Origin of the sequence: Labilithrix luteola (assembly GCF_001263205.1) — a bacterium.
Lineage (GTDB): Bacteria > Myxococcota_A > Polyangia > Polyangiales > Polyangiaceae > Labilithrix > Labilithrix luteola.
This window is the reverse complement of sequence record NZ_CP012333.1, coordinates 2,530,452-2,555,528: the sequence shown is the minus strand read 5'-3', so window position 1 is coordinate 2,555,528 and position 25,077 is coordinate 2,530,452. Positions and strand designations below refer to the sequence as shown.

The window sequence follows — 25,077 nt, the reverse complement described above, 5'->3', positions numbered from 1 at the left end:
CGTCAGTATCCGAGCCATTCCGAGACGAGCGCCAGCGAATACCTGTCTACGAACGCGAGCTGGCCGTTCTCGTCGATGCGGTAGATCGATTCGTTCGACTGGGGGCGGTGGTCGGTGGGCGTGAAGGAGATGGGGCCTGCCGTCATGCCGTTCATGTCCATCTGCGTGAAGGACTCGAACGCATTCTTGAGGTCCTCGCCGGCCGGGTTCTTCGACCCCTTCTCGATCGCGCGGAGCATCGCCTTTTCCCACATGACAGCCGCGGCGTAGCCCTGGACGTAGCGCACGTCCTGGTAGTCCGTCGGCTTGCGAGGCGTGATGGGCGCCTTCGGCGGGGTCGCTGCGTCCTTCCGAGCGTACGTCTCGTGGAGGCCAATCAGGTTGCCCATACCCGAGCTGTTCTGGAGGTCGGCATACTTCGGCACCGGGAAGAGACCGTAGAAGAAGTCACCTTTGCAGTCGGCGCCGCAGATCGTGGTGGTGGTCTCGCCGATGCCCCAGTTGTTCGCCATGATGCGAAGCTTCCACTTCGTCTTGTTCGCGGCGAGGATCGCCTGCACCGCGGGGTCGGCGTCGATTTGCTTCTGGATGGCAGCGACTTCTTTGCCGAGAATGGCCGAAGCGAACACGCTGTTACCGGACCAGAGCCAGGTGACCGGCTCGTACGTCCACGAGGTTGCGTTGGCGCTCTTGAAGTGGGCAATCTCGCCGTTCACTGCGTCGGTGAAGTAGGCAACGACGGCGTCGTGGATCTTCGGTGCGTCGGCCTCGCTCGACGTCTGGGGAATGATGAGATCGCGGCCGAGGCTCATGCCTTGGAGCGACGGCATGAACGATGCGCCTGCGGCGAGCGGCTCGACGCAGTAAGCGCACTTGTCGGCCGTCTCGTGTGCGAACGCCATGCGTCCGGGCTGGAGTCTCCAAGCGGCCTGGATCGCGAGTCGAATGGCCGTGCCGTAGTCCGTGGCGGGGAAGAAGACGTAGGGCCAGCCGGTGCTGGTCTTGTGCTCGTTGAAGTTCGCCGACTGATACTGCGCGTTGAGGACGTTGTACGTGACATCTTTGTTCACGGGAGTGGGAGAGGCGAGCAATCCGGCATAGGAGCCGGGGATGACGATCTTCTTCTCGGACATGAGCTGCGGGCCAGCGGCCGTCGTCGGCCCGGTGCCGAAGATGAAGAGCGTGTTGACGTCCGCCCAGTGCGGGTCCGTCTTGCGCCAGTTGTCGACGACCTCGGTCGTCTTGGCTGGTGTGTAGTTGTTGTCCTTGACGTCGAGATCGATGTTGCAGCCGCCGATGCCGCCCGTCTCGTTCAGCTCGCGCAGGTGATCGTAGACGCCCCAGAAGTGCGGGATGGCGATGTCGGTCGCCGTTCCGGAGAAGTCGCTCGCGATGCGCACGTACACGGTGCCAACGCAGCCGATCGCGCCGCCGGTGGTGCTCGCGTCCGAGTCCAAGCTGGGGTTGGACTCGATGCCGAGAATGCTGCTGCAGCCTGCGATGAGGATGGTCGTGACGACCGAGGTGCCCAGCGCGAGGGATCGAAGAATGTGCATGGTCTCGCCGTGAAAAGGGAAAGGAGGGCTCGAACGCGAACGGCGCCGACTAGAAGCGGCCGAGGACGGAGAGGCCCCCGCCATGCATGTCGACTTGCGGGGCGACGCGGAAGGCACGCGAGGTGCTGTTCTCCTTGGGCGCGGCCAAGTACATGATGATGCCGCCTGCGAGGAGCGCGCCGCCGGCAATGAAGGTGATCGTCGAGATGGTCGCCATGTCCGCCGCGGACTTTTCCTTGTCACGCGCGTCTTCGGTGGGGCACGTCGAACCGGAGCAGCCCGCGTCCTTGGCGTCGCCGTGCTTGCCGCTCGCCATGACCCCGGTCACGGCGCCCACGCCGAGTCCGACGATGCCGATCGTTCCGGTGACGATGCCGATCGTCTTGAGTGTGCTGCCCGAGCCCGATTCGTGCTTCCCCGAGCTTTCGGGCAGAGTCTTGAGGTCCGATTTCGAACCGTTCGGGTTGTCGATCTGCGCCTGCAGCGCGGCGATTCGCGAAGTGGCTTTACCGACCAACTCCGCTTTCGCATCCGTCGCCGCGTTGTGACGACGGTAGTATTCGATGGCGAGCTTCGGGTCGTTTAGCTTTTTTTCGTAGATGCTCGCGATGTTGTAGAGAATCTCCGCGGTAGGCACGAGTTTGTAGGACTCGAGGTATTGCGAGATCGCCTTCGAGAAGTCGCCCTTCTCGTAGGCCTCGTAGGCCTGATCGGAGAGCGTCTGAGCGGTCTGTTCGTCCGCGGCCGGTGTCGTGGGCGACTGGGCGTTTGCGATGGCCGGCACGGACACGACGGTCAGCGCGGCCGCCAAAAGCAACATGTTCTTCATTACACCTGCCTCGCTGGTGCGAATCGCATTCATCGAATTGCGAAGAGTCGGAGACGGGGATGTCGATGGAGACGAGCGCGTTATTCGACGACGACGACGTTCGTTTTCTTTTCGCCAATGACCTTCACGTGCTTCGGCGCCGGCGCTGCGGACGCCTTGGCACTCGATTGGCCCGTCACGTCGGCCACCGCGCCCGGCGGGGGAGGCGCGGCGCCTACGGACGACGTGGCGATGCGCGGCAACGACGCGTTCACGTTCGCCGGCGCGCCCGGGCGTACAGCGGGAGGTTTGCTGGCTTCCTTGGCCGGCGCGGCCGACGCCTTCGCCGACGCGGCGGCATCCACCTTCGACATCGTGAGCTGGGCCTTGCGACCCTCGGCATCGTTGGGCGACACCGTGACCGAGAGCGTCTCCGGCGCGTAGCCCTCGTGCGTGAGCTTCAGGCTGTGAATGCCGACGGGGAGCGTCGTCGACAGGGGCGTCTCTCCGAGCAGCTTGCCTTCCCACTCGACGCGCGCTCCAGGCGGGTCGGTCACGACCGCGATGGGCCGATCTGCGACAGGCGCCGGCGTGACGACGGCTGCGCGTCGATTCGACACCACGGCGAAGGTGGCGATGCCCGCGAACGCGAGCACGATGATGCTCGCGAAGGTCACGATTCGCCGCGTGCGTCGACCTTCGATGGCGATCGAGTTCAGCGCCTCGGGATTCGTCAGGTGCTGCATACCGGGCAGCGTCGACATCGACGGCACCCGCGGGCTTCGGAGGGCAGCTGCGTCGGGATTGTCCGAAGGGCTCGCACCAGGGAGCAGCGGAGGCGGCGGCGCGCTGCTGTGGAACTTCACCATCACGCCGCCGTCGACGTGACCGGCCGCGCGTAGGATGGTGCTGGATCGCTCGGCAAGGATGCGCGCGCGGCTCGGCCCGAACGGCAGCAGTGCGATGGCGAGCTCGGCCACGTTCTGGAAGCGCCGTTCGGGGTCTTTGGCGAGACACCGGCTCACGACCGACTGCAAACCGTCGGGCAAGTCGACGACGTAGCGCGAGAGCGGCGGCGGATCCTTCTCGAGGACGTCCGCGCAGATCTTCGTGATGGCCTCACCCGAGAAGGCGAGCTCGCCGGTGATGAGCTCGTAGAGAACGACGCCGAGCGACCAGATGTCCGCGCGCCGGTCCACCGTCGACGTCTCCCGGATCTGTTCCGGTGACATGTAGAGCGGCGTGCCCATCAGCTCTTGGGTCTTCAGCGCGTCGTCCGGCAATCCGAAGACGGAGCTCGTGAGGGCCGCTTTGGAGATGCCGAAGTCGAGGACCTTGATGATCTCGGTGCCGTCGCCGCGGCGAGCGAGGAAGAGATTCTCGGGCTTGATGTCGCGGTGGACGATGCCGTTCACGTGCGCGACGGCCAGCGCCTCGCACGCCTGCATGACGTATTCGACGGCGCGCTTGATCGGGAGCGGCCCGTGGCTGCCCAGGTAGTGTCCGAGGTCGAGGCCCTCGAGATACTCCATGACGAGGTAGGGACCACGGCCCCTGGCGACGCCGACGTCGAAGACGCGGGCGGCGTACTCGCTCTTGATGCGCACGGCCGCCTTCGCCTCGCGGGCGAAGCGCTGCATGATCTCTTTCCGCGTCTGCAGCTCGGGCTGGAGGATCTTGATCGCGACGGTCTCTTCGAGCTCGACATGGCGAGCGGCGACGACGATCGCCACGCCGCCGACTCCGATCACGCGTTCGACGACGTATTTGTCGGCGATCACCTCGCCAGGCGCGATCGCATCCGCGCGCAGCGACTGCGAAGGACCAGACTCGGGAACCACGGACGAGATGACTCCGCTCGTCGGCTCTTCCAGCGAATGGCGATCGTACGGCGACCTGCCCATTCATTCATCCTATCGACCGAGTCGATTCAAAGAAAGGTATTCGCCGTTAATTGCTACGGCGGTTTCATTAAAAACATGTGACATGCGTCCTCGCATGTCGTGGTTGACGCGGGGGGACGTGTTCTCCGGCGCGCACCTCGAGCGCCAACGCGCGAAGTCATCGCCGGAAGTACGTAGAAAGAGCCTGTAAGAAGGGGCGATTTCGCGTGAGCGCCGCGGTCCATCGTCGCTTCGGACGCGGATGCTGCGCATCTGACCCCGGACGGGCCGCTTCCGCCTCCTATCCGTACTATCTCCAGTCGAGACGAAGAGTGGAGTCGGTTAATCCACTTCGCGAAGTGCGCTGTCCGAATCCGAACTGTCATCGCGTGGCCGCAAATTCTCTTCGACGCGTCGATGCTGGCACGCGAATCGTCGTCGTCGTCGACCGGTCGGTCGATGTGAGTGTGGAGTGCACTTCTGCGAGCGGACGCCCCGTGGTGAGGCCTCCGTCGCTTTCGTCACGCCATTTCGCGAACTTGGCGTGATGAGCGCCCGTGCGAGCTCGTCAGCCGTCTTTCCAGCAGCGAGAGAGCTCGCCGAGCACCGTCTCGCAGTTGGCGAGCCCGTCGCCCGTCTGTTCCCGTGTGGGCTCGAAGCGGCGCGTGAGGCGCATGTCCGGTGTGATCTTGTAGGGGCTCCGAGGTGCCTTCACGAGATCCAAGATCTTCTTGGGATCGAGCGGAGTGTCCTCACGGAGATGGAGCGTGACGCTCTTGGCATTCGCCTCGCAGCCGAGCACGCGCATCTTTCGGAGCTCGCACTTCAGTGTCATGAGGCGCACGAGGCACTTGGCCTCCGGGGGCGGCGCTCCGAAGCGGTCTTCCATCTCCACCGCGATGTCGCCGACCTGCGCTTCGTCGATGGCGCCGGCGAGTCGCTTGTAGAGCGAGAGGCGAATGCCGACGTCGGAGACGTAGTCGTCCGGCAGGAGCGCGGTGACGTCGAACGACAGCTCGGGGTCCACGTCGTGGATGACCGGCTCTCCACGGAGCTCGTGCACCGCTTCGTCGAGCATGGAGCAGAACAGATCGAGACCGACGCTTGCCACGCTGCCGGACTGTTCTGCGCCGAGGAGGTCGCCGGCGCCGCGGAGCTCGAGGTCGAGGCTCGCGATCTTGAAGCCGCTTCCGAGCTCGGTATGCCGCTCGAGTGCTTCGATGCGAGCCCGGGCTTCGTCGGTCATGGCGTTCGGCGGGGGCACGATCAGGTAGCAGTACGCGCGCTCCTTCGAACGGCCGACGCGGCCACGGAGCTGGTAGAGCTGCGAGAGGCCGAAGAGGTCCGCGCGATCGATGACGATGGTGTTCGCGCGCGGAATGTCGAGGCCGCTTTCGACGATGGCCGTGGCCACGAGCACGTCGTGGCGGCCTTCCACGAAGTCGAGCATCGTCTTCTCGAGCGCCGTCTCGCCGGCCTCTTTCGACGCCCCGGAGGTCTTCGCGCCGGCCATCTGGCCGTGAGCCACGGCGATGCGTGCGTCGGGGAAGAGCTGCTGGACGCGCTGGGCCTTCTCATAGATGCCCTCGATGCGGTTGTAGACGTAGAAGACCTGCCCGCCGCGCGAGAGCTCACGGCCGATCGCTTCTTTGAGCACGAGGTCGTCCATGCGCGTGACGAACGTGCGGACGGCGCGGCGATCGACGGGCGGCGTGGTGATGAGCGAGAGGTCGCGGATGCCGCTCACCGCCATCTGGAGCGTTCGCGGAATGGGCGTGGCGCTGAGCGTGAGCACGTCGACCTGCGTACGCAGAGACTTGATGCGCTCCTTGTGCGTGACGCCGAAGCGCTGCTCTTCGTCGACGACGAGAAGACCGAGCTGCTTGAAGTGGATGTCCTTCGAAAGCAGGCGGTGCGTTCCGATGACGACATCGACCTTGCCTTCTTTCAGCGAGGCCAGCGTGTCGTCTTGCTCCTTCTTGCTCTGGAAGCGGCTCAGCGCCTTGATCGTGATGGGGTAGTCGCCCATGCGCGATTCGAAGGTGCGGAAGTGCTGTTGCGCGAGGACCGTGGTGGGGCAGAGAACGGCAACTTGCCTGCCGCTCATAGCCATTCGGAATGCCGCGCGAATGGCAACTTCCGTTTTGCCGAATCCAACGTCGCCGCAGACGAGGCGGTCCATCGGGCGAGCCAATTCGAGGTCCTTGTTGACCTCCTCGATGGCGCGCGCCTGGTCGTCCGTCTCGTCGAACGGGAAGGTGGCCTCGAAGGCGCGGTAGTCGTCGTCGGCCGCGGGAATCGCGATTCCTGGCTGCGCCTGGCGCTCGGCGTAGAGGCGGAGGAGCTCGTCGGCCATCTGCCGGACCTCCTTCTTCACCCGCGCCTTCGTCTTCGCGAAGGTCGATCCGCCGAGTCGGTCGATCTTCGGCTCAGCGGCTTCTCCGCCCGAGAACTTCTGAATCTGATTCAGTCGATAAACGGGGAGATAAAGCTTGTCGCCGCCGGCATATTCGACGACGAGCAAATCGACTTTGAGGCCGCCCACGTCTTTGTGGACGAGCCCGAGGTAGCGCCCGATGCCGTGCTCGACGTGGACGATGAAGTCGCCGACGTTGAGGCTGCGGAGGTCTTCGATGAACGGTCTGGCGTTGTCGCGCGCCTTCTTTTCACGGGCGCGGTGAGCGCGCCCGCCGAAGATCTCTTCTTCGGTGACGACGACGAAGCCCTCGCCGGGCATGGTGACGCCGCGGCCGAGGGGCCCGACGACGATCTGCGCGTCGATTTCGTCGTCGATTGAGCGCGTCTCCGTGAGCCACGCGGGATCGAAGCGCGAGGCTCGCACGCGGCAGCGAACGCCGAGGTGCGTGAGCAGCTGCGAAAGGCGTTCGGCCTGCGTCTGCGCGCGTGCCGTCAGAAAGACGCGAAGGCCGCTGTCGCGGAAGTGGTGAATGCGCCGGGAGACGGGGCCGAGTGTGCCGGTGCGTCCTTTGCCGGAGCGCGCGGCTTTCACGGCGCGCGTGAGATCGTCGTGGTCGGAGGCGGCGAGGTGAAGCGGCGATAGCGTGACCTCGTAGGCTGCGAGCCCGGTGGTCGCGCGGTCGTCTTCTTCGCCTTCGGTGGTGACCGCGCCTTCCTCACTGCCGAGCACGGCGGCGCCGTGGAGCGTGACCACGGTGCGACCGGCGAGATCGGCGAGGATCTCGTCTTCGCCGCGAATCAGCGTGTCGAGGCCGAAGTAGGGGCCGGTCGATTTTGCCGAAGCGTCTTCCTTCGCCCGATCGAGCTCTTCGCGCACGGCGCGGGTAATCGACGGCGGCGAGGCGAGGACGATGGGCGCGCCCTCGGGCAGATATTCGTCGAGTGACGCGAGGCCCTCGTAATACGCGGGCAGATACGCGTCGGCGCCGAAGAACGCGCGACCCGTCGTGACGTCTTCGATGAGCGCGCGCGTCTTCGTGGTCGGCCAGTCGATCTTGTCGGCCAGGCCGGCGATCGTCTCGCGCGCGCGATCGACATGCGCTTTCGCGAGAATGGCTTCGCGTGCCGGAGGGAGCCACAGCTCTTTGACGTTCCCCTCGCCACGCGTGGTCTGTTCGGTGGCGTCGAAGGGCTTGAGGGCCACCACGAGATCGCCATAGAGCTCGACGCGCGAGGGACCTTCCGCTCCCGGTGGCCACAGGTCGAGGATCGACCCGCGGACGGCGAACGAGCCGGGATCTTCGACGACCGGAACGCGGATGTAGCCGCTCTCGGTGAGCGCGCGAACGAGGTCGTCACGATCGAGTTCGTCTTCGAACACGACACGCCGCGTGTGTGCCGCCACCACCTTGCGCGGCACGAGCTTGCGCGCGAGAGCCGTGGCCGCGACCACGAGCACGCGGAAGGGGCGGTCCTTCGCGAGGTGGCCGAGCGTGGCCATGCGGCTCATCGCTGCGCGCCGATCGGGATTCACGTCGGCGAAGGGGGACGACTCGGCGGTGGCGAGCAGGAGCACGTCGTCGTCCGACGCGAGCTCGTCGGTTCCGTCGAGCGCTTGCTCGGCAGGAGCCGGCCGACCGAGCAGGAAGCGAACGTCGCCCGCGAGCCTGCGCGCTGCATCGAGGTCCTCGGCGACGACGACCACCGGAGGCCCGTTGCCCTTCGCGAGCGTCGCCACGAGGGCTGCGTCGGCGCTTCCGCGAACGCCTGCAACATCGATTCGCTTGCGCCCTTTGCCGTTCACGAGCTGCGCGATTTCGGCGAGTCGCGAAATCGTCACACCCTCGGGCGGCAGGACCGGCGGGAGCGGATCGAGCTCAGGTGCAGGCTGAGCGAGCGCATCGGCCGACTTGCCCGTTCGCTCGGAAATGCTGGCTCGAAGCTCGTTCGGCATGGGCGAACGCTTCTTCTAGTTCGGAGGCGTTCGGCACCGCAAGCCGGGCTGCTGCCATGCGCGTACATCGGCGCCCACGGCCTCGTTCCGTCGAGCTCTGGGAGAGTGACCTCGGCCGTGTATTCTCGAAGCATGGCGGCGCTTCGAAGACTTACGGGTGTGTTTTGCTTCTCCATTCTTGCTGCGGCGGCAGCCGCTGCGTGCGGCAGTGACGAAGACCCGGGCAACGGCGCAAACCCGCCGGGTGGGCCCAATGGGTTCGACAACGACGGCTCGGTCGATCCGAACGCGCAGCCCTTCGACGTCACCCCGGCTGATCTCCAGACCATCACCGTGACGACCGGGCAGCCGGCGCCGACGGTCGAATACAAAGCGACGCTCAACGGTCAGCCGATCGCCGTCGGCTGGTCAATCGACCGCGGTGACATCGGGGCGATCCCGAAGGGACCGTCGACTTCGTCGATCTTCACGCCGAAGGGCACGAGCGGCGGCCTCGCCACGATCAGCGCGGGCCTCAACGGTCGCATCGTCACGCGCCAGGTCTTCGTGAAGGTCGTCAGCACCCAGAACGGCGCCGACCCGAATGCGCCGGGCGAGAGCGGGCAGATCCCCAAGTCGCCCGACGACCTCAAGGCGGGCGGCGGAGTCGGTGGTGTCGGTGGTGAAGGTCTGGGCGGTGCCGTCACCGACCCGGCCATCATCTCGGCCCTCGGATCGCCGCAGGACGGAAGTGGTCAGAACCTCGGTCTGCTCTACCCCTACGACAAGACCTTCTTCCCGCGCGGCCAGCTCGCGCCGCTCCTCATGTGGCGCTGGACGACGGGCGACGCCGACGCCATCAAGATCGAGCTCTCCACGTCGAGCGGCTCCTTCACCTACTCCGGCACGTTCGGACGTCCCGCGATTCTGCCGAGCACCAAATTCACGCGCCATCCGATCCCTCAGGACATCTGGGACATCGCCACGAACAGTGCTGGCGGCAAGCTGCCCGACGGTACGCCCGATCGGCTCACCGTGAAGCTCACGGTCGCGAAGGGCACGCAGGCCTACGGCCCCATCGTCCAGACGTGGAACGTCGCGCCGGCGCGCCTGTCGGGCACCGTCTATTACAACTCGTACGGCACGCAGCTCGTGAAGAACTGGACGGCCCTCGACAAGAAGGGTCACGCGATCGGCGCCGCGATTCTCGGCATCCGCTCGGGTCAGCTCGGTCCGCAGCTCGTCGTCGGTAAAGACAGCCCCAAGGACGGAAATGGCAACCCGGCCGACAACAGCGGCTGCCGCGTGTGCCACGTGGTGTCGTCGCGCGGTCGCTGGCTCGTCACCCAGGCCGAGCAGGGGACGCCCGGCAACGGACGCAGCTTCCTCTACGACCTCAGCGCAGCCGACGTTCCGAACTCGAGCGTCCAGCTCGCCAACGAGGGCGTGTTCGCCTGGGCCGCGATGACGCAGGACGGCTCCTTCGCGCTCACGAACTCGGTCGATCCGTCGTCGAGCAACCCGGGTATCTCCGGCGCCTCGAACAACACGGCCAAGAGCTCGTTCTGGCAGTTCGGTGCGACGCCGACCACTGCACCGATGAGCGGCCTGCCCAACAACGTCGCTGCGGGCTATCCCGTGTTCTCGCCCGATGACAAGAAGGTGGCGTACATCGACGCGACCGGCGCCACCAAGGACGTTCACGGCGCGCTCGTCGTTGCCGACTACGACGCCGCCACGCACGCGTTCACGAACCTCAAGACGATCGTGACGCCGGCGGCTGGCGAGCGCATCGGCTTCCCGTCCTTCTTGCCGGACAACAGCGGCATCATCTACGAGACCGAGGTTCGCCCGAGCCAGAGCGACAGCGTCATGGTCACGCGCGACGGTGCGCGTAGCGAGATCTGGTGGGTCTCGCTCGCCGACGGCGCGACGCCCGTGCGTCTGGACGCGCTCAACGGCAAGACCAGCGGGGCGCTCTACTTGCCGAAGCTGCCGAACAACCACGGCGCTGGAACGGCGACCGACCCGCGGAGCTCGTACGACGAGACGAACCTCGACGACTCCACGCTGCACTACGAGCCTACCGTCCTTCCGATCGCTGTCGGTGGTCGCGCATGGGTCGTGTTCACGAGTCGCCGCGCGTACGGCAACCAGCTCACCGCCACGCCTTGGCAGAGCTGGCCGCCGGATTACGACACCACCGACCTCAATCAGGGCGCCGTCAAGAAGCTGTGGGTCGCCGCGATCGATCTCGGTGCGGCCGCCAATAGCGACCCGAGTCACCCGGCGTTCTACCTTCCGGCGCAGGAAATCCTGGCCGGTAACTCGCGCGGCTTCTGGGTGCTCGACCCGTGCAAGTCGGACGGTGAGGACTGCAGCACCGGCGACCAGTGCTGCAACGGCTTCTGTCAGCCCAACGCGGACGAGACCAAGCTCGTTTGCACGAACGCGCCGCCCGCCAACTCGTGCTCGGGCATCCAGGAGAAGTGCACGACCTCGGCCGACTGTTGCGACAAGTCGAATCAGTGCATCAACGGGTTCTGCGCGCAGGGCGTGAAGTAGTCGCGAGCACGCGAAGACCCGCCGGGATCACCACGAGGGCGCAGACGAGGCCGACGGCCGAGCCTAGCGCCCCGATTTTCCCGACATCGACGAGCCCTCCGAAGCGACACACGACGAGGGCACCGAACCCCGCCGCGGTGGTGAGCGCCGTGGCGGAGGCGAGGGGGGCTTGTTCGGCGAGCGCGTCGTCGATGCTGTGGTGCTTGGCGGCCTCGAGCAGGAAGAGCGCTTCGTCGAGTGTGATTCCGAGCAGGACGGGCAGCACGAGCGCGTCGTAGACGTGCCAGCGCGCCCCGACGAGCCGCGAAGCGAGCAGCACGATCGCGATCTCGACGACGAGCACGGCGACAGCGAGTGCGATCGCGAGCGGGCGCTTGAGCGAGAACGCGAGCACGACGAGGACCATGCCCATGGCAGCGAAGAGCACGCGCGGGAGATCTTCCGAGAGCGTGGTCTTCAGCGAGCCTTCCAGGTCTGCGTAGCCGGTCAGCACGGCTTCAGGATCGGCGGCGCGGATCGAGGCGCGCGCCATGGCGTCCTGGGCGGGATCTTTCGTGAGGCGGACGTAGGTGACGGCGATCGCGCCGTGCTCGTCTTTGCCGAGATGGCGGCGAACGAGCCAATCCATGCCCGCGGCCGCCGCCGGGGACTCGCCCGACACCTGCTCGGTCGGATGGGCGAATGCCGCGAGAGCCGGCTCGAAGGCGTCGGTGGAGAAGCCCTCTTCGCGCAGCATGCGTTCGAGCAAGGCTCGTTTCGCGGGCAAATCGAGCTTGTCGCGCTCGGCGAGGCGTGCGCGCTGCGCGGCTTCCGACGGCGCGATCGTTCCGAGCGCATCGAAGCCCGCGATGACGCCCGCCGCGGTGAGCTTCTCGGCGACTTCCGCCACGGCATCGGCACGTGCTCGCGCGCGGCTCTCGTCGGCATCGCTCGACACCGCGACGAGCTGCCCACGCGTGCCGCCGAAGGCCGAATAGATTCTCTCGTAGGTGGCGAGCGCAGGAAGCGTCTTGGCGTCGAGCGCCACCACGCCGTGATCGAGCTTCGGCGGGCCGAGCGCGAGTGAAACGGCCACACACGCCACGGCGGCCGCCAGCGCGAGCAGCGCGCGAGGCCTCGTTGCGGTGAGCTTCGCCACGAAATCGAGCTTTCGCGCGGGAGGCGGTGCTCCGCGTTCGAGCCAGCAGCCCACGACGGGCACGACGAGGAGAATGGCCACGGCCGTCAGCACCTCACCGACGGCGCAGAGCACGCCGAGCTGGCGCATGCCCTGGATGTCCGAGAGGGCGAGGCAACCGAAGGCTCCACCGGCTGCGAGCGCCGCGCCGAGCGTGGGCCGATAGGTCTCGCGAAACGCGATGTCCGCCGCGCGCTCCGGTCCGTGCCCTTCGCGTCGTGCCGACAAGAGGCGGCCGTAGACATGCACGCCCGTGTCGACGCCCACGCCGACCACGACCGCCGCGAAGGCCGTCGCGATGGCCGACAGATGCGGATAGATGAGTGCAGCCAGCGCCGTCGTCCACAGCGTGCCGGCGGCGAGCGGAGGTAGAACGGCGACGAGTGCGCGCGGTCGACGGAAGGTCAGCACGAACACGACGGACGCGAGGACCATCGAGAGCACGCCGCTCTTCTCGAGGTCGCCGCGCATCATCGTCTCTGTCTCTTTGGCGATGACGTGACCACCGGTGAGCCGCACGGAGACCTTCGGGTGTGCCTTCCTCGCGGTGTCGAGCGCCTCTTCCGCTTCGCGGGTGAACTTCGCGGCAGCGCCGGACTCGAAGGCTCGACCTCGGGGCTCGACGACGAGCAATCGCGTGTGGCCGTCTTCGGTCACGAACGCGCCGCCCGGCGTGCCTCGCGCACCCGCCGCGAGCTCGATGCGTCCTTCCCAGGGGATCATCGACAAGCGCAGCGGATCACGCGTGACGATGGGTGCCACGTCGCTCGAACCCGGAGCGAGCAGCAAGGCACGCGTGTCGCGAAGTCGTTCGCGCATGCCTTCTTCGGTCACGGCCTGCGCGAGCTTCTCGCGTGCGATGGGGCCCGCCCACCGCCACGCCGCCGTCGGATCGGGCGCTTCGGTCGGTTTCGGCGCCGGCGGCCCCGTCACGACCTGGGCGACGACATCGCACTTGCGCAGGTTCTCGGTGGCAGCGTTCGCCGCGCGTTCGACCTCGGCCGGGTCGTCACCCTCGAGCAAGACGAGAGCCACGTCGCCGCCACCGAACACGCGCGTGACACGTGCGAGCGCCGAGGCCTCGGCGGTGGCCGGAAAGAGCTCCGTGAGGTCCCGCGACAGACGCAATCGCGTGACGAGGAATATCGACAGCACCGTCAGGATGACGGCGGCGACGCGCGCATATCTCATTTCACTGGTCCGTGCTCAGCGGAGCGGGCTTCACGCGCACGCGAACGCGCATGATGCGGCGTCGGCTGACGCTCGTGATCTCGACGGTGGCATCGGGACCGAGGTCGACCTTGTCACCGATGCGCGGAATCCGACCGAGGCGCTCGAGGACCGCGGTTCCGACCGTCTCCGCCCATTCCTCTTCGTCGGTGTGTACGCCGATGCTGCGAAGCTCTTCGAGCGTGGCGCGCGCGTCGACGTCCCAGGCGTGCTCGTCGTTCGGCACTTTGGCGATGCGCGCCGCTTCGACGTCGAGCTCGTCACGGATCTCGCCGACGATCTCTTCGAGCAGGTCTTCCATCGTGACGATGCCGCTGGTGCCGCCGTATTCGTCGACGACGACCGCGATGGGGATCTGCGACTGCTGCATCTGGCGGAGCACATCGAGCAGGCCCTGCGTCTCCGGAACGAAGATGATCTCGCGTCGCACCGAGTCGAGCGAAGGCAGCTGGGCGTTGGCCGGATCGAGCAGGAAGTCCTTCGCGTAGAGGTAGCCGGCAACCTCGTCGACGCTCTTCTCCTTGGTGAGGAGGACGCGTGAATACTGGTGCGTGCGAAGCTCGCGAACGGCCTCTTCGCCGGTGGTTCCGATCGGCAGGGTGAAGACGTCGACGCGAGGCACCATGGCGTGGCGCGCGGTGCGCTGCGCGAAATGAACGACGCGTTCGAAGAGCTCGGCGCGGCTCTTTCCGCCGGGGCTCCGCGCGGCGCTCGCCGCGAGAATGCCGATGAGCTCGTCTTCGGAGAGCGTGCCTTCGCTCGCGGCGTCGGCGCTCATGCCCATGGCGCGCAGGATGAGTCGCGTCGCGCGCTCCAGGATCCAGAGCAGCGGCTGGAACGCGATATAGATGAGCTGGAGGAAGCGCGCGGAGCCGTAGGCGACCTCGTCGGATCGCTGGATGGCCACGAGCTTCGGCACGAGCTCGCCGAAGAGCACGTGGCTGAAGGTCAGGATCCCGAAGGCCACGGCGACGATGCCGACGTGCACCGCGCGGCCAGGTTCGTGGCCGAGGACGCTGCGCGCCGCGTTGTCAACGAGCGTCTCGATCGCCGGCTCGCCGATCCAACCGAGCCCGAGGCTCGCCAGCGTGATGCCGAACTGCGTCACGGAAAGGTAGCGGTCGATACGCGAGACGACCTCGCGAGCGCGGCCGATACGTGGATCCTCGCGGGGCTGCTTCTTGGTGTGCGCGAGCGTCGCGCTCACCTTCACCAGCGCAAATTCCGCCGCGACGAAGAAGCCGTTCAGTGCGATGAAGACCGCGGCGAAGAGGAGCCCGAGCAAGTTTCTGGGCGGGACTCTAAAACAGCCGCCGAAATTCGGCTACGGATCGACTATTTCAGGTCGAGCGCGATCTCGGGAACCCCGGCTTCTCCGCCGGAAAGATAGCCGTATCGCGCTAGATTTCCCATGACGCGCACGACGTAGCCGCGCGTCTCGAGGAACGGGATCATCTCGACGAAAACGTCGAGCGTGCCGCCCTTCGCACGGTTTTCCCAGCGCGTGATGGCTTCCGGGCCGGCGTTGTAGGCGCCTGTGGCGAGCGACGTGTTGCCGTTGAGCTTGTCGAGCAGCTCACGCAGGTAGCGCGCGCCGAGTGTCACGTTGTGACCGGGGCGAACGAGCCAACCTTCCTCGTGTGGCAAACCGGCGGCATTTGCCACGGCGCGCGCCGTTTCGGGCATGAGCTGCAGCAGGCCGACCGCGCGTGCGGGCGAGACGACCTCCGGATCGAATGCACTCTCCTGGCGCATGACCGCCCAGAGCAGCGACGACGGCAGCTTCCTCTCGGTCGCCTCGGCCGTCACGTGTGCCTCGTGCGGGCGAGGGAAGGCGCAGTCCCAGGCCCAGCGATTCTTCGGACCCGGCGCCGCGGTGAGGAGTTGGCCAGGCACGTCACGCGAGAGCTGGTAGCGACGCTTGCCACGATCGAGCGCCGCGTACACCCGGCACAAGGCCTCCGTTCCACGACCGGGCGCGCGGGCGGCCACGGCGGTCTCGCGCTCGCGAAGGGTTTCTTCCGCGTCGCCGTCGAGGCCGATGCGATGAAGCATGTCCACCGGCGGCGGCAACGAGACGTCGAGCGGTGCGGGTTCGCTCCCGGCGTCGCTCGGCTCGATGACCGGCGGAAGCGGTGCCGCCTGCGATTGGAGACGCGCGCGCGCCACGAGCGCGGGCCAGCTCAGCGGACGCGTCCGCGCGACTTCGGCCCAGCGTGACACCGCGTGCAGGCGATCGCCGTCGCGCAACGCTGCGAGGGCCGCCAGATTGATCCAGCGCGCCTGCGCGATGGAGTCGCTTTCGCCGCCCGCGAGATCTTCCAAGAGACGTCGCGCGATCTTGTGATCCTGCGCCATCAAGTGGACGAGGGCCCGGTAGCGGTCGGCTTCCTTCTTCTCGCGCGCGGTGGCTCCCCAGTGCGTGGCGTAGAGATCGAACGCCGTGGCCGCTTCACGCCAGCGACCCGCGAGAGCATGGGTGCGTGCGATGTGGAACTCGGCCTGCTCGGCCCACGTGGTCTTCGGGTGACGTTGCATCACCGCCGCGAATGCGGGCAGCGCATCGGCGTCGCGATCGGCACGCGAGAACGCGCGCGCAGAGAGGAACGCGTCTTCGGCCGCATGGGAGCCCCCGAGCTGCGAGCATGCGCGATAGGCGAGGGCGGCCTCCGAATAGCGTGAACGCGCCTTGTAGAGCACCTCGGCTCGTCCGCGGCAGCGGTCGATCTCCGAGAGCTTGCCCTTTGCGTTGTTCGCGCGCTCGAGGACCTTCAGCGCATCGTCGGGGCGGCCGGCTTCGGCCAGAATGCGTGCGCGCGTAGCGAGCTCGTCGGCGGTGAGCGGCTTGGCCGGCGCGAGGTGATCGACGACCTCTTGCGCGGTCGAAGCGGTCTTCGAGTCGAGCGCGTTGATGGCGAGCCATCGTGCGTCCGAGGCGAGTGTGGGCTCGTCTTTGGCCTCACGGACGATGCGCAGGCGGAGCGCGCGAGCCTTCTCTTCCTGACTACGCGTGCGCTTGTCGGCGGCGAGAACCCGATCGCACTGCGCGCGTGCTCGACCCGTCTCGCCGGCGCGATCCCACGCTTCGGCGGCGAGCAGCCACGACGACGGCAACGGACGCGAGGCAAGCCACTCGGCGGCCTTGTCGGCCGGACCGGCCTTCATCGCTGCGAGCGCGCGCTCCTTGGCGATGACGTCGCGCACGAGCGGCAGCTCGTCTTCGAGCTTGTCGAGGAGCTGCACGGTGAGCGCGTCTTTGCCGAGCATTCGCGCGACGCGCGCACGAGCCAGCCTCGTCTCCGGTGCGTTCTGCTCGTTGCTCGGAAGCTTCTCGAGCGCCGCGTCGGCCTCTTTCCAGCGCTCGGTGCGAATCGCTTCCTGCCAGCTCACGACCGTGCCGGAGTCCGCGCCGGCGTCGACGCGCTCGCTGCCGGCCTCCAACGCGGCGGTGGCCGCTGCGTCGGGTTTGGTCTTCGTGGCGAGAAGTGTCTCCGCGGCCGGATCACGGCTCGGGCAGCCCGCGCATGCGAGGGCCGCCGTCACGAGGGCGGCGAAGGAACGGCGATGCTCAACGAATGCGCGCAACGGCGAAGCCTCCTCCCCCCGCGAATCCGAACGAACTGCTCACTCCTGTCTCGTCCTTCCCTTGCACCACGCGCTCGAGGCGCGGCACGCAGAGCGTGTCGAGGTGCGCGCCCGACTCGATGCCGATCCAGCGGCGGCCCATCTTGTGCGCCACGGCGGCGGTGGTTCCGCTGCCGAGGAACGGGTCGAGCACCCAGTCCCCCGGGTCCGTGGCCATGGCGAGCACGCGCGCGACGAGCCGCTCGGGCTTCTTGTTGCGCGAAAACACGACGCCGCCTTCGCGCGCGATACCCTGGAAGGGCACGTCGTCCCAGACGTTGGTGAGCGGCTCGACGATGGCGTTCTTGCCGTCGATCGTGCGGACCTTGTCGGCCAGAAAGAGGATCCGGTTTCCGCCGCGCACGATGAACGGCGGACGCCCTTCGCGCTCGAGCACGAACACGCGTTCGGGCGCGGCGCGCGACTTGTCGACCGTCTTCTGCGCCGCCTTTCCGATCGCCTCGTAGCGCGGCTGCGCGAAGCGAACCACGTGACGTGCGCTGTCGAGGGCCACGCGCTCCACCGCGGCGGCGAACTCGCGCTTACCGAGCGTGCGTGAGGCCTCGCGCGACGTGGCGTAGTCGAGGCTCTCGGCGACGGCGGAGCGGAGCGGACGGAACTTCCAGCGCTCGGGAGCCGCGTCGGGATTGTCGAGCCACGTGCTGTAGGCCGGGTCGAGCCCCCTGCGCACGCGCATCTGCGGTCGATACCGCCAAGCCTTCTTGTCCTTGGCGTAGACGAGCAGAAAGTCGGTGACGTGCACCGGGCCCTGGTTCTTCGCCTTGTGACCGGTCGTGGCGCTGCGCACGATCGTGACCGTGCTGATGCGGTTCTTCGCGCCGAACGTCTCGTCCATCAAGAGTTGCAGATGGGCGAGCTGCGTGTCGTCGATCTCCACGAACACCGCCGCGTCCTTCGCGAGAAGGGGCAAGAGCGCGCGGAGCCGCGGGCGCATCATCGCGACCCAATCGTCCGCCGTTCGTGAATCGGTGTATTCTGCAAATGAGCGGCCGGTGTTGAACGGCGGATCGAGGTAGACGCACCGGACCATGCCGGCGTGCGTTCGCGCGAGCCGCTCGAGGGCCACGAGGTTGTCGCCGTGGACGAGCAGGTTCGAGGCGGACGAATCCCCGTGGCGCGTCGTGACGGCGAGCGCGGAGTCGTCGCGGAGTTCGACGGCGCTGGACGGAACTCCGCGCCTTCCGGTCCCGCTCACGGGGCGGGCGTGTACGGTCCTCGAATCCACGGCTCGGCTAGTCTACGCCAGTTTCCTTCACCACCGATCCCCGCCATCACGCTCGCGAGACCCCACTGGAGTCGATTCATGAACGTGTGGTCCTGCGGCATGTGAATGGGCTTGGGGAGGTTTGGCATCACGTCGCCCTCTTTGGGCTTGATGAGCTTCTTGCCGCCCCGAACGAGGAAGGCGACGGCTTCGCGCGCGATCGCGTGCGTGTGCTTGTAGAGGCCGTCACGCGCCAGCGGTTCGAGCACGAGCCGCGTGTAGTCCATGTACAGCTTGAAGGCCTCGGGATCCGACGGGTCGTAGCCGAGAAACTCGATGCACGCGCGTTCGAGCGCCGCATCGTCGTTGTCCATCGCGGCGATGATGTACCGCTTGGTGCCCGCCACGAGATCGGGCGGCATCACCTTCACGCAGCCGAAATCGAGGAACGCGATCTTCCCGCCGCCGAGGAAGCGGTAATTGCCGGGATGCGGATCGGCGTAGAGCCATCCGTGCTTGAAGAGTGCGCGGAACATGAAGCGCCAGATCGTGGCGCTCGCGGCGTTGCGTTCCTCGGGCGTCGCGTTCTCGCAGAACGTGGCGTAGTCGACGCCGCCGATGAGCTCGGTGGTGAGCACGCGACGCGTGGAGAGCGAGTGGAACACCTTCGGGATGACGATGTCGTCGTCGCCCTCGTGGATCTTTCGGAACGCTGCGGCGTTGTCGGCCTCGCGCCGGTAATCGAGCTCGGCGAGAAAGACCGACTTGATCTCGTCGAGCGTCTCCTTCGTGTGGTAGCGACGCCCGATGGGAGCCACCATGCTCTCGAGCAGCGAGACGCTCTTGAGGTCGTTCTCGATCGCTTTGTCGATGTCAGGGTACTGGACCTTCACCGCAACGCGATCGCCACTCTTCGTCGTGGCGTGGTGCACCTGACCGATGCTCGCGGCGGCGAAGGGATCGGCCTCCCAGGCGGCGAAGACGTCTTCGGGGCGACCGAGCTCCTTCGTGACGACCTTCACGGCCGCTTCGCGCGAGAGCGGCGGCGCCTTGGCCTGGAGTTTTTTCAGCACCTCCTGGAATTTTTCTTCGTAGCCGGGAGGTGCGAGGCCGTCGATGTACGAGGCCATCTGGCCGAGCTTGAGGGGAAGGCCCTTCATCTCGCCGAGGGTCTTGAGCATCGCCTCCGCGGTCTTCTTCGCGTTCTCGACGACGCGTCGCTGAGCTTCGAGCTCTTCCGCTTCGTCACGGCGCTTACCGAAGGCCGCACGGCGCACGGCTTCGGTGGCGATGGGAAGAGCGCGCGTCGAAAGCGCACCGAGGCGTGCAAGGCGGCCGAAACGCGACGACGGAAGTGCATCGGGCCGGCTGGGCGGGTTCGCCTGGTCCCGTTTTGCGCCAGAGTCGCTCTGGGCTTTCTCGTCGTCCGCCATCGCGGCGGATTATTGCCACGGCTGGCCACGAAAGAAAGCGGAGCCGGCTCAGGTTGCGCTCAATCTCCGTCATCACGCGTGGTTCGCGTTGGGTTTCGCGACAAAATAGGCCCTCGGCCTCGGCTTCCACTAGGGTCAGACCCATGAAAGAGTCGACCCTCATCGGACGGACGATCGCGGGCAGGTTTGCGATCGAGGCTCTCGTCGGCGAAGGGGCGATGGGCGCGGTCTACCGCGCTCGCCAAGTTGCCCTCGGAACGACGGTCGCCGTGAAGGTGCTGCATCGACCGCTGAACGGCGAACCATCGTTCGCGGCGCGCTTCCTTCGCGAAGCGCAGGCCGCATCGCGGATCGATCATCCGAGCTCGATGCGCGTCATCGACTTCGGTGAGGAGCCCGACGGTCTTCTCTACATCGCGATGGAGTACCTCGACGGTCGCTCGCTCGCCTCGGTCCTGGAAGAAAGTGGTCCGCTTCCCGTCGAGCGCATCGTCGACATCGCCTCGCAGGTGCTCGCCGCGCTCGCCGTCGCCCACGAGATGGGGGTCGTGCATCGCGACCTCAAGCCCGAGAACATCGTGCTTCTCGATGGCGTCGACGACGAAGGTCACCGTCACGACATCGTGAAGGTGTGTGACTTCGGCGTGGCGAAGCTCGTCGAGTCGCGGAACTCGAGCCCTCGCGTCACCGGAGAGGGCGTGGTCATCGGAACGCCGGCGTACATGTCGCCCGAGCAGGCTCGCGGCGAGCAGCTCGACACGCGCAGCGATCTCTATTCGATGGGCGTTCTGCTCTTCCAGCTCATGACCGGCAAGGTGCCGTTCGACGCGACGACGGCGATGGGCACGGCGCTCATGCACGTCAACGACGAGCCCACGCGTCCGCGCGCGCTCAATCCGACCGCAGACGGGCGTCTCGAGGAGATCTGCCTCAAGGCGATGCGCAAGAACCCCGACAGCCGCTATCAGTCGGCACGCGCGCTGCGCGCCGACCTCCGTGCGCTCGTCTGCGACGACGTGACGGCGCCCGCTCGCGTGGTGGGCCTTCTCGCGCAAGTCGAGGCCAAGCCTCGTCGCGGCGGAATGATCGTCGCCGCAGCAGCGGTCGCAGCGTCGGTGGTCGCGGGCTACTTCATCTACGAATCGAAGCCGAAGACCGAGCCCGTTGCACTCGTGCAGGAGCCCGCGCCGCCGACGACGGTTGCGTCCAAACCCACGCCTCCGGCGGCAAGCGCGTCCGCCGCGCCCGCTCCCTCTGCGCCGACGCCGCCGGCGACGAAGGTCGCCGCGGTCGCTCCGGAGTCCGCGCCCCCGCCGCCGAACGAGACCAAGCCGAGGGCCTCGACGCGCGCGAGCGCTCGACGCAACGGTGCAAAGAGCACGGACGGCGCGCGCACGAGCAAAGCGAAGGCAGACGGCGCTGCAGGGACCGCGCACGCGGCGCACGGCACGCACGTCGATACCAGCGCCAACGAAGTGCCGAAGCTGCCCGATCCGAACGCGAAGCCGGCCCCGGCCTCGTCGTCGAAGAAGACGGCGCCTGCCAAAGCCGAGCCGAAGGCTCCTGCCGAGGCGCCTGCGCCCGAGTTCGAGCCGCTTCCGGTCTTCCCCGAGCCGCCGCCTGCCGAACCGACCGAGCGCTGACGGTTTCGTCCGCCGGTGCTAGGAGTGCTGCGCCATGGCCGACTTCGACCTCAAGGGCGCGGACGTGCGCATTCTCGAGTGCGCAAAGTGCGACGAGCCCGTGAGCGCGACGCCAGCCAGCGACGGCCGGCGCATACGGCTGACGTGTGCAAAGTGCAGCTTCGAGCAGGAGCGCGAGCTTTCGACGTCGCCTAGCCCGAGCAAGACGGGCCGCCACGGAAAAGGGCGGCCCGATATCGCGCTGACGCGTACGAATCTCTCCGAGCCGCTCGAGGACGTACCGCTGCGCGCGACGCTCGCCGAGATTCGCAAACTGTTCGTCGAACAGAAGAAGAAGCTCGTGGGCGGTGTTCCGAATGCCGAGCGCGCGGATGCCGAGTTCCGACTCCTCTGGCTCTGCGCGAACCTCGCCGTGCAGCAGATCAAAGGGCGCGACTTCGTCCACGCGCGTGCGCTGCTCGAGGCCACGCTCGAAGCGCTCACCATTCCGGCCTACCGCGCACTCGCGCTCGCGCGCCTCGCGCGTCTCGCCGCGATGTCGAACGCCCAGGAGCTCGGTGAGCGCTGGCTCGCGGTGTGCCCGAAAGATCTCCCGAACGCCGAGGTGAACGGCGACGTGCGCTTGGCCGAAGCGCTGCTCGCGAACGCTCGCGGCGACTCGAAGTCGGTGCTCTCGCTCGTTGGCGAAGGTGAGGCCGACGCCGGCGCGTTCACAGGAGGTTCGCGGTGGCTTGCCGTGTCGTTGCGTGTCGATGCGCACGAGAAGCTCGGCGATCGTGGGCAGGCTCTCCGACTCTGGCGCAAGGCAGCTCGCGGCAATGCCGTGATTCTCGCGAACACCGCGCAGGCCTGGGGGCTGGCGAAAGAAACGCGCAAGCGTCTCTCCAAGAGTTCGGCGATCTGGCTTCCGGCGTTCGCCGTGTTCCTTCTCGCCGGGCTCGCACTCGTTCGCACCGTGCTCTCGGGCGAAGTGGCGTCGACGGGTCTCGTGATCACGATCGTGCTTGCCGGTGTCGTTCTTCTGGTGGGCCGCCTCCTCTGAGTTACACTCGCGCGCATGACACGCTTCGCCCTTCGAAGTGCCGTTCTCGTCGTCGCGTTCGGTTCCTTCACGCTTGCAGCGTGCGATCTGATCAAAAAAGGCGGGGCGGACGCCTCCGCTGACACGGTGGCTGCCGTCGTCGACGCGGCCCCCGTGGTGACGCCCGCCGCGACGGTGACGGCTGCAGCACCCGCCGAGACGGCAGCGCCTCTCGCGGTGGCACCCGCAGTGACCACCGCGGCGCCCGGTGCAACGCATACGGCGGCTCCCGTGGTCGTTGCCGATGCGGGCAAGGCGGCCGATGCTGCGGCCCCTGCCGACGCCGGCAATGCCGCGCCGGTTCCGACACCGACGCTCCAGATCCCCACCTCGATTCCGGGCTTCGACGCAGGCGCGTTCAAACCGCCGGCCGGGTTCCCCACGACTCTGCCGACGTGGCCGCCGCCTCAGCCCACCACGCCCAAGAAGTAGTCAGCCCGCGTCGTCCGCGCTTCGAGCGATGCCGTCGCTCTCGAGCAAACGCTCGACGGCGGCTACGAGCTCGACAGGCAGAAGAGGCTTCGTCAACACTTCGTCGGCACCAGCTTCGCGCGCGCGCTTCAAGTGGGATGGCAGTGTGTGCCCGGTGACGACGAGCACCTTCACGTCGCGTGTCTCGGGGTTGTCTTTGATGGCCCGCGTGGCCTCGCAGCCGTCGAGGGCGGGCAGGGCGAGGTCCATCACGACGAGGTCGGGGTGGAGCTCACATACCCGCTCGACGGCTTCGGCACCGTCGCTCGCCTGCTCGACGCGGTAGCCCGCGAACGAGAGGTACTCCGCGTACATCTCGCGGCTGTCTTCGAAGTCGTCAACCACCAGCACGAGTGGAGCGAGCACGCGCGTTTACCCCGCCACGCTCCCCCCGCGCGTGTTCCCGTCGGACAAGCCCGACCCCTTGCTTCTACACCCAGTCGCGCTTGCTGTCCGGTCCCCGAAGCGCTCGAGGTCGCGGCATTGGTTACATGAGCCGACATTGGCGTACGTGTCGAAGCCGCCAACTTGCCCGTTCGACCCGAAGGGGGAGAATGTCGGTCGGGGCCTTTCGTCCGACGATGCACGCCGTTTCGACCTTCCCATCCGGTGGTTCCCTCCTCTCCGAAGGAGAGCTTCCGCGCGCATTTGGCCGCTACACCCTCTTCGACCGAATCGGCCAAGGGGGCATGGCGCAGATCTACCTCGCCCGTGCCGAGACCGAGTTCGGGGCCACCCGCCTCTCGGTGGTGAAGCAGATCCTGCCGGCGTTCGCGGCCGACCCGCGCTTCGTCGAGATGCTGACGTACGAGGCGAAGCTCGCCGCGAAGCTGAGCCACAAGCACATCGTCCAGGTGCTCGATCTCGGCCGCGTTGGTCCCGAGGCCGACAGTCCGCTCTACATCGCGATGGAGTACGTCGAGGGCTTCGACCTCAACGCGATCCTTCGGATGTGCACGCAGCTGAGCGTTGGGCTTCCGGTCCAGCATGCGCTCGGCATCGTGGCCGACACGCTCGAAGGTCTCGACTACGCGCATCGACGCACGGACGAAGACGGAACCCCACTCGGCATCGTTCATCGCGACGTATCGCCCAGTAACGTCCTCATCTCGTACGACGGCGAGGTGAAGCTCTGTGACTTCGGCATCGCCCACGCGAACACGCTCGTTCGTGACGGCTCGAACGAAGCGCTCAAGGGCAAGGCCGGTTACATGAGTCCCGAGCACGCTCGTGGGGATGCCGTCGATGCGCGTTCGGACGTCTTCGCCGCCGGCGTGATTCTCTGGGAGCTTCTCGCAGGCCACCGCCTCTACCGCTCGCGGAGCGAGGTGCCCCTGCTCGAGCAAGCGCGGCGCGCCGAGATCCCCGAGCTGCCCGATCTGAGCGACAAGGTCCCGAACGAGGCGCATCTTCGCGCCATCGTGAGCTGTGCGCTCGCGCGCTCGCCGGACGACCGCTATCCCTCGGCGGGCGCGTTTCTCCGAGCACTCGACGAGTACGTGGCGAGCAGCCATCTACATGCGAGCCGTCTCAAGCTCGGCGAGTGGATTTCGACCACGTTCGGCACCGAGCCGATCGAACGACGGCGCGCGAGCGAGGCGCGTCTCTCGAAGCGCCCACCCCCGCCGTCCTCCGAGCACATCCGTGCCGCCGCCGTGCAAATCGCGCCCGAGAGCGCAACGGTTGCATCCGCGACGCCGCTGACGAAAGCTTTGCAGAGTATGCAGAAGTCGTCCGAGCGGCCGGCCAAGCTCGCCTCGACCGATCCGTTCCCGGTTTCGGACGGGGCCATGCGTGCCTTCAAGCGGGAGCTCGAAGCTCACCCGCCCCAGCCGGCCACGCCCATCGAGTCCACGGCGGACGTACGCGGCGAGGTTGCCCGCGTTGCTCGCGCGCTCGAGATCCAGACGAAGAACGCGCGGGCTCTCGCCGATGCGCCGCCCGGTGAGAGCCGCCTGCTCGTCGCCATGGTCGTGGTTGCGGCGATCGCTGGGTTCGTTGCGCTCGCGTGCGCTATCGTGCGATGACGT

15 protein-coding genes are annotated in these 25,077 nt (G+C 67.1%); 5 read left to right on the top strand and 10 right to left on the bottom strand.

The annotated features are described in order from the left end of the window. Nucleotides 1-2: 2 nt before the first annotated feature. The 4 genes from AKJ09_RS11655 to mfd form a co-directional block, all read right to left on the bottom strand. Entirely contained in the window at nt 3-1,556 is a 1,554-nt protein-coding gene (locus tag AKJ09_RS11655; protein WP_169927459.1) for a type 1 periplasmic-binding domain-containing protein, read from the bottom strand. Nucleotides 1,557-1,605: 49 nt separating this feature from the next. Beyond that, on the bottom strand, nt 1,606-2,385 hold the full coding sequence (locus tag AKJ09_RS11650) for an outer membrane protein assembly factor BamD (protein ID WP_146647268.1): 780 nt from the start codon (nt 2,383-2,385) through the stop codon (nt 1,606-1,608). Nucleotides 2,386-2,465: 80 nt separating this feature from the next. Then, complete coding sequence (locus AKJ09_RS11645) at nt 2,466-4,268, bottom strand: serine/threonine-protein kinase (RefSeq protein ID WP_146647267.1); 1,803 nt, start codon at nt 4,266-4,268, stop codon at nt 2,466-2,468. A 547-nt stretch (nt 4,269-4,815) separates the two neighbouring features. Next, complete coding sequence (gene mfd / locus AKJ09_RS11640; protein WP_146647266.1) at nt 4,816-8,619, bottom strand: transcription-repair coupling factor; 3,804 nt, start codon at nt 8,617-8,619, stop codon at nt 4,816-4,818. 132 nt (nt 8,620-8,751) lie between these two features. Between mfd and AKJ09_RS11635 the strand changes: the two genes are divergently transcribed. After that, a complete protein-coding gene (locus tag AKJ09_RS11635; RefSeq protein WP_146647265.1) occupies nt 8,752-11,163 on the top strand; it encodes a hypothetical protein in 2,412 nt (803 codons plus the stop codon). Here AKJ09_RS11635 and AKJ09_RS11630 read toward each other — a convergent pair. Genes AKJ09_RS11630 through AKJ09_RS11610 form a run of 5 tightly spaced genes read right to left on the bottom strand, consistent with a single transcriptional unit; the run spans nt 11,132 to nt 19,852 of the window. Then, nucleotides 11,132-13,531 (bottom strand): MMPL family transporter, encoded by a 2,400-nt coding sequence (locus tag AKJ09_RS11630; RefSeq protein WP_146647264.1) that lies wholly within the window; start codon nt 13,529-13,531, stop codon nt 11,132-11,134. The two genes, AKJ09_RS11635 and AKJ09_RS11630, sit on opposite strands and share 32 nt — an antisense overlap. A gap of 1 nt (nt 13,532) precedes the next feature. After that, a complete protein-coding gene (locus AKJ09_RS11625; RefSeq protein ID WP_146647263.1) occupies nt 13,533-14,855 on the bottom strand; it encodes a hemolysin family protein in 1,323 nt (440 codons plus the stop codon). A 50-nt stretch (nt 14,856-14,905) separates the two neighbouring features. Then, the gene (locus AKJ09_RS11620; protein WP_146647262.1) at nt 14,906-17,155 is read right to left on the bottom strand and encodes a lytic transglycosylase domain-containing protein; all 2,250 of its coding nucleotides are present in this window, start codon (nt 17,153-17,155) and stop codon (nt 14,906-14,908) included. Next, nucleotides 17,139-18,410: a site-specific DNA-methyltransferase gene (locus tag AKJ09_RS11615; RefSeq protein WP_146647261.1), complete on the bottom strand. Its 1,272-nt coding sequence runs from the start codon at nt 18,408-18,410 to the stop codon at nt 17,139-17,141. The genes AKJ09_RS11620 and AKJ09_RS11615 overlap by 17 nt, the downstream gene beginning before the upstream one ends. Further along, complete coding sequence (locus AKJ09_RS11610) at nt 18,407-19,852, bottom strand: ABC1 kinase family protein (protein ID WP_146647260.1); 1,446 nt, start codon at nt 19,850-19,852, stop codon at nt 18,407-18,409. The genes AKJ09_RS11615 and AKJ09_RS11610 overlap by 4 nt, the downstream gene beginning before the upstream one ends. A 143-nt stretch (nt 19,853-19,995) precedes the next feature. On the opposite strand from AKJ09_RS11610, the gene AKJ09_RS11605 reads away from it, so the two are divergent. The 3 genes from AKJ09_RS11605 to AKJ09_RS11595 are packed head-to-tail and all read left to right on the top strand — an operon-like array spanning nt 19,996 to nt 23,008. After that, nucleotides 19,996-21,495 (top strand): serine/threonine-protein kinase, encoded by a 1,500-nt coding sequence (locus AKJ09_RS11605; RefSeq protein ID WP_146647259.1) that lies wholly within the window; start codon nt 19,996-19,998, stop codon nt 21,493-21,495. A 34-nt stretch (nt 21,496-21,529) separates the two neighbouring features. Beyond that, on the top strand, nt 21,530-22,537 hold the full coding sequence (locus tag AKJ09_RS11600) for a hypothetical protein (protein WP_146647258.1): 1,008 nt from the start codon (nt 21,530-21,532) through the stop codon (nt 22,535-22,537). A gap of 15 nt (nt 22,538-22,552) precedes the next feature. Continuing rightward, complete coding sequence (locus AKJ09_RS11595) at nt 22,553-23,008, top strand: hypothetical protein (RefSeq protein ID WP_146647257.1); 456 nt, start codon at nt 22,553-22,555, stop codon at nt 23,006-23,008. Here AKJ09_RS11595 and AKJ09_RS11590 read toward each other — a convergent pair whose 3' ends face one another. Then, complete coding sequence (locus tag AKJ09_RS11590) at nt 23,009-23,413, bottom strand: response regulator (RefSeq protein ID WP_240488442.1); 405 nt, start codon at nt 23,411-23,413, stop codon at nt 23,009-23,011. It lies immediately after the preceding gene. Nucleotides 23,414-23,601: 188 nt separating this feature from the next. Here AKJ09_RS11590 and AKJ09_RS11585 point away from each other — a divergent pair, with 188 nt between their 5' ends. After that, on the top strand, nt 23,602-25,074 hold the full coding sequence (locus AKJ09_RS11585) for a serine/threonine-protein kinase (RefSeq protein WP_205633688.1): 1,473 nt from the start codon (nt 23,602-23,604) through the stop codon (nt 25,072-25,074). Nucleotides 25,075-25,077: the final 3 nt, after the last annotated feature.

Bases quoted from the DNA above. Each gene is read 5' to 3' on its own strand.
- AKJ09_RS11650 (WP_146647268.1), bottom strand. From the start codon at position 2,385: ATGAAGAACATGTTGCTTTTGGCGGCCGCGCTGACCGTCGTGTCCGTG.
- AKJ09_RS11630 (WP_146647264.1), bottom strand. From the start codon at position 13,531: ATGAGATATGCGCGCGTCGCCGCCGTCATCCTGACGGTGCTGTCGATA.
- AKJ09_RS11655 (WP_169927459.1), bottom strand. From the start codon at position 1,556: ATGCACATTCTTCGATCCCTCGCGCTGGGCACCTCGGTCGTCACGACC.
- AKJ09_RS11610 (WP_146647260.1), bottom strand. From the start codon at position 19,852: ATGGCGGACGACGAGAAAGCCCAGAGCGACTCTGGCGCAAAACGGGAC.
- AKJ09_RS11635 (WP_146647265.1), top strand. From the start codon at position 8,752: ATGGCGGCGCTTCGAAGACTTACGGGTGTGTTTTGCTTCTCCATTCTT.
- AKJ09_RS11585 (WP_205633688.1), top strand. From the start codon at position 23,602: ATGTCGGTCGGGGCCTTTCGTCCGACGATGCACGCCGTTTCGACCTTC.
- AKJ09_RS11600 (WP_146647258.1), top strand. From the start codon at position 21,530: ATGGCCGACTTCGACCTCAAGGGCGCGGACGTGCGCATTCTCGAGTGC.
- AKJ09_RS11645 (WP_146647267.1), bottom strand. From the start codon at position 4,268: ATGGGCAGGTCGCCGTACGATCGCCATTCGCTGGAAGAGCCGACGAGC.
- mfd (WP_146647266.1), bottom strand. From the start codon at position 8,619: ATGCCGAACGAGCTTCGAGCCAGCATTTCCGAGCGAACGGGCAAGTCG.
- AKJ09_RS11595 (WP_146647257.1), top strand. From the start codon at position 22,553: ATGACACGCTTCGCCCTTCGAAGTGCCGTTCTCGTCGTCGCGTTCGGT.
- AKJ09_RS11605 (WP_146647259.1), top strand. From the start codon at position 19,996: ATGAAAGAGTCGACCCTCATCGGACGGACGATCGCGGGCAGGTTTGCG.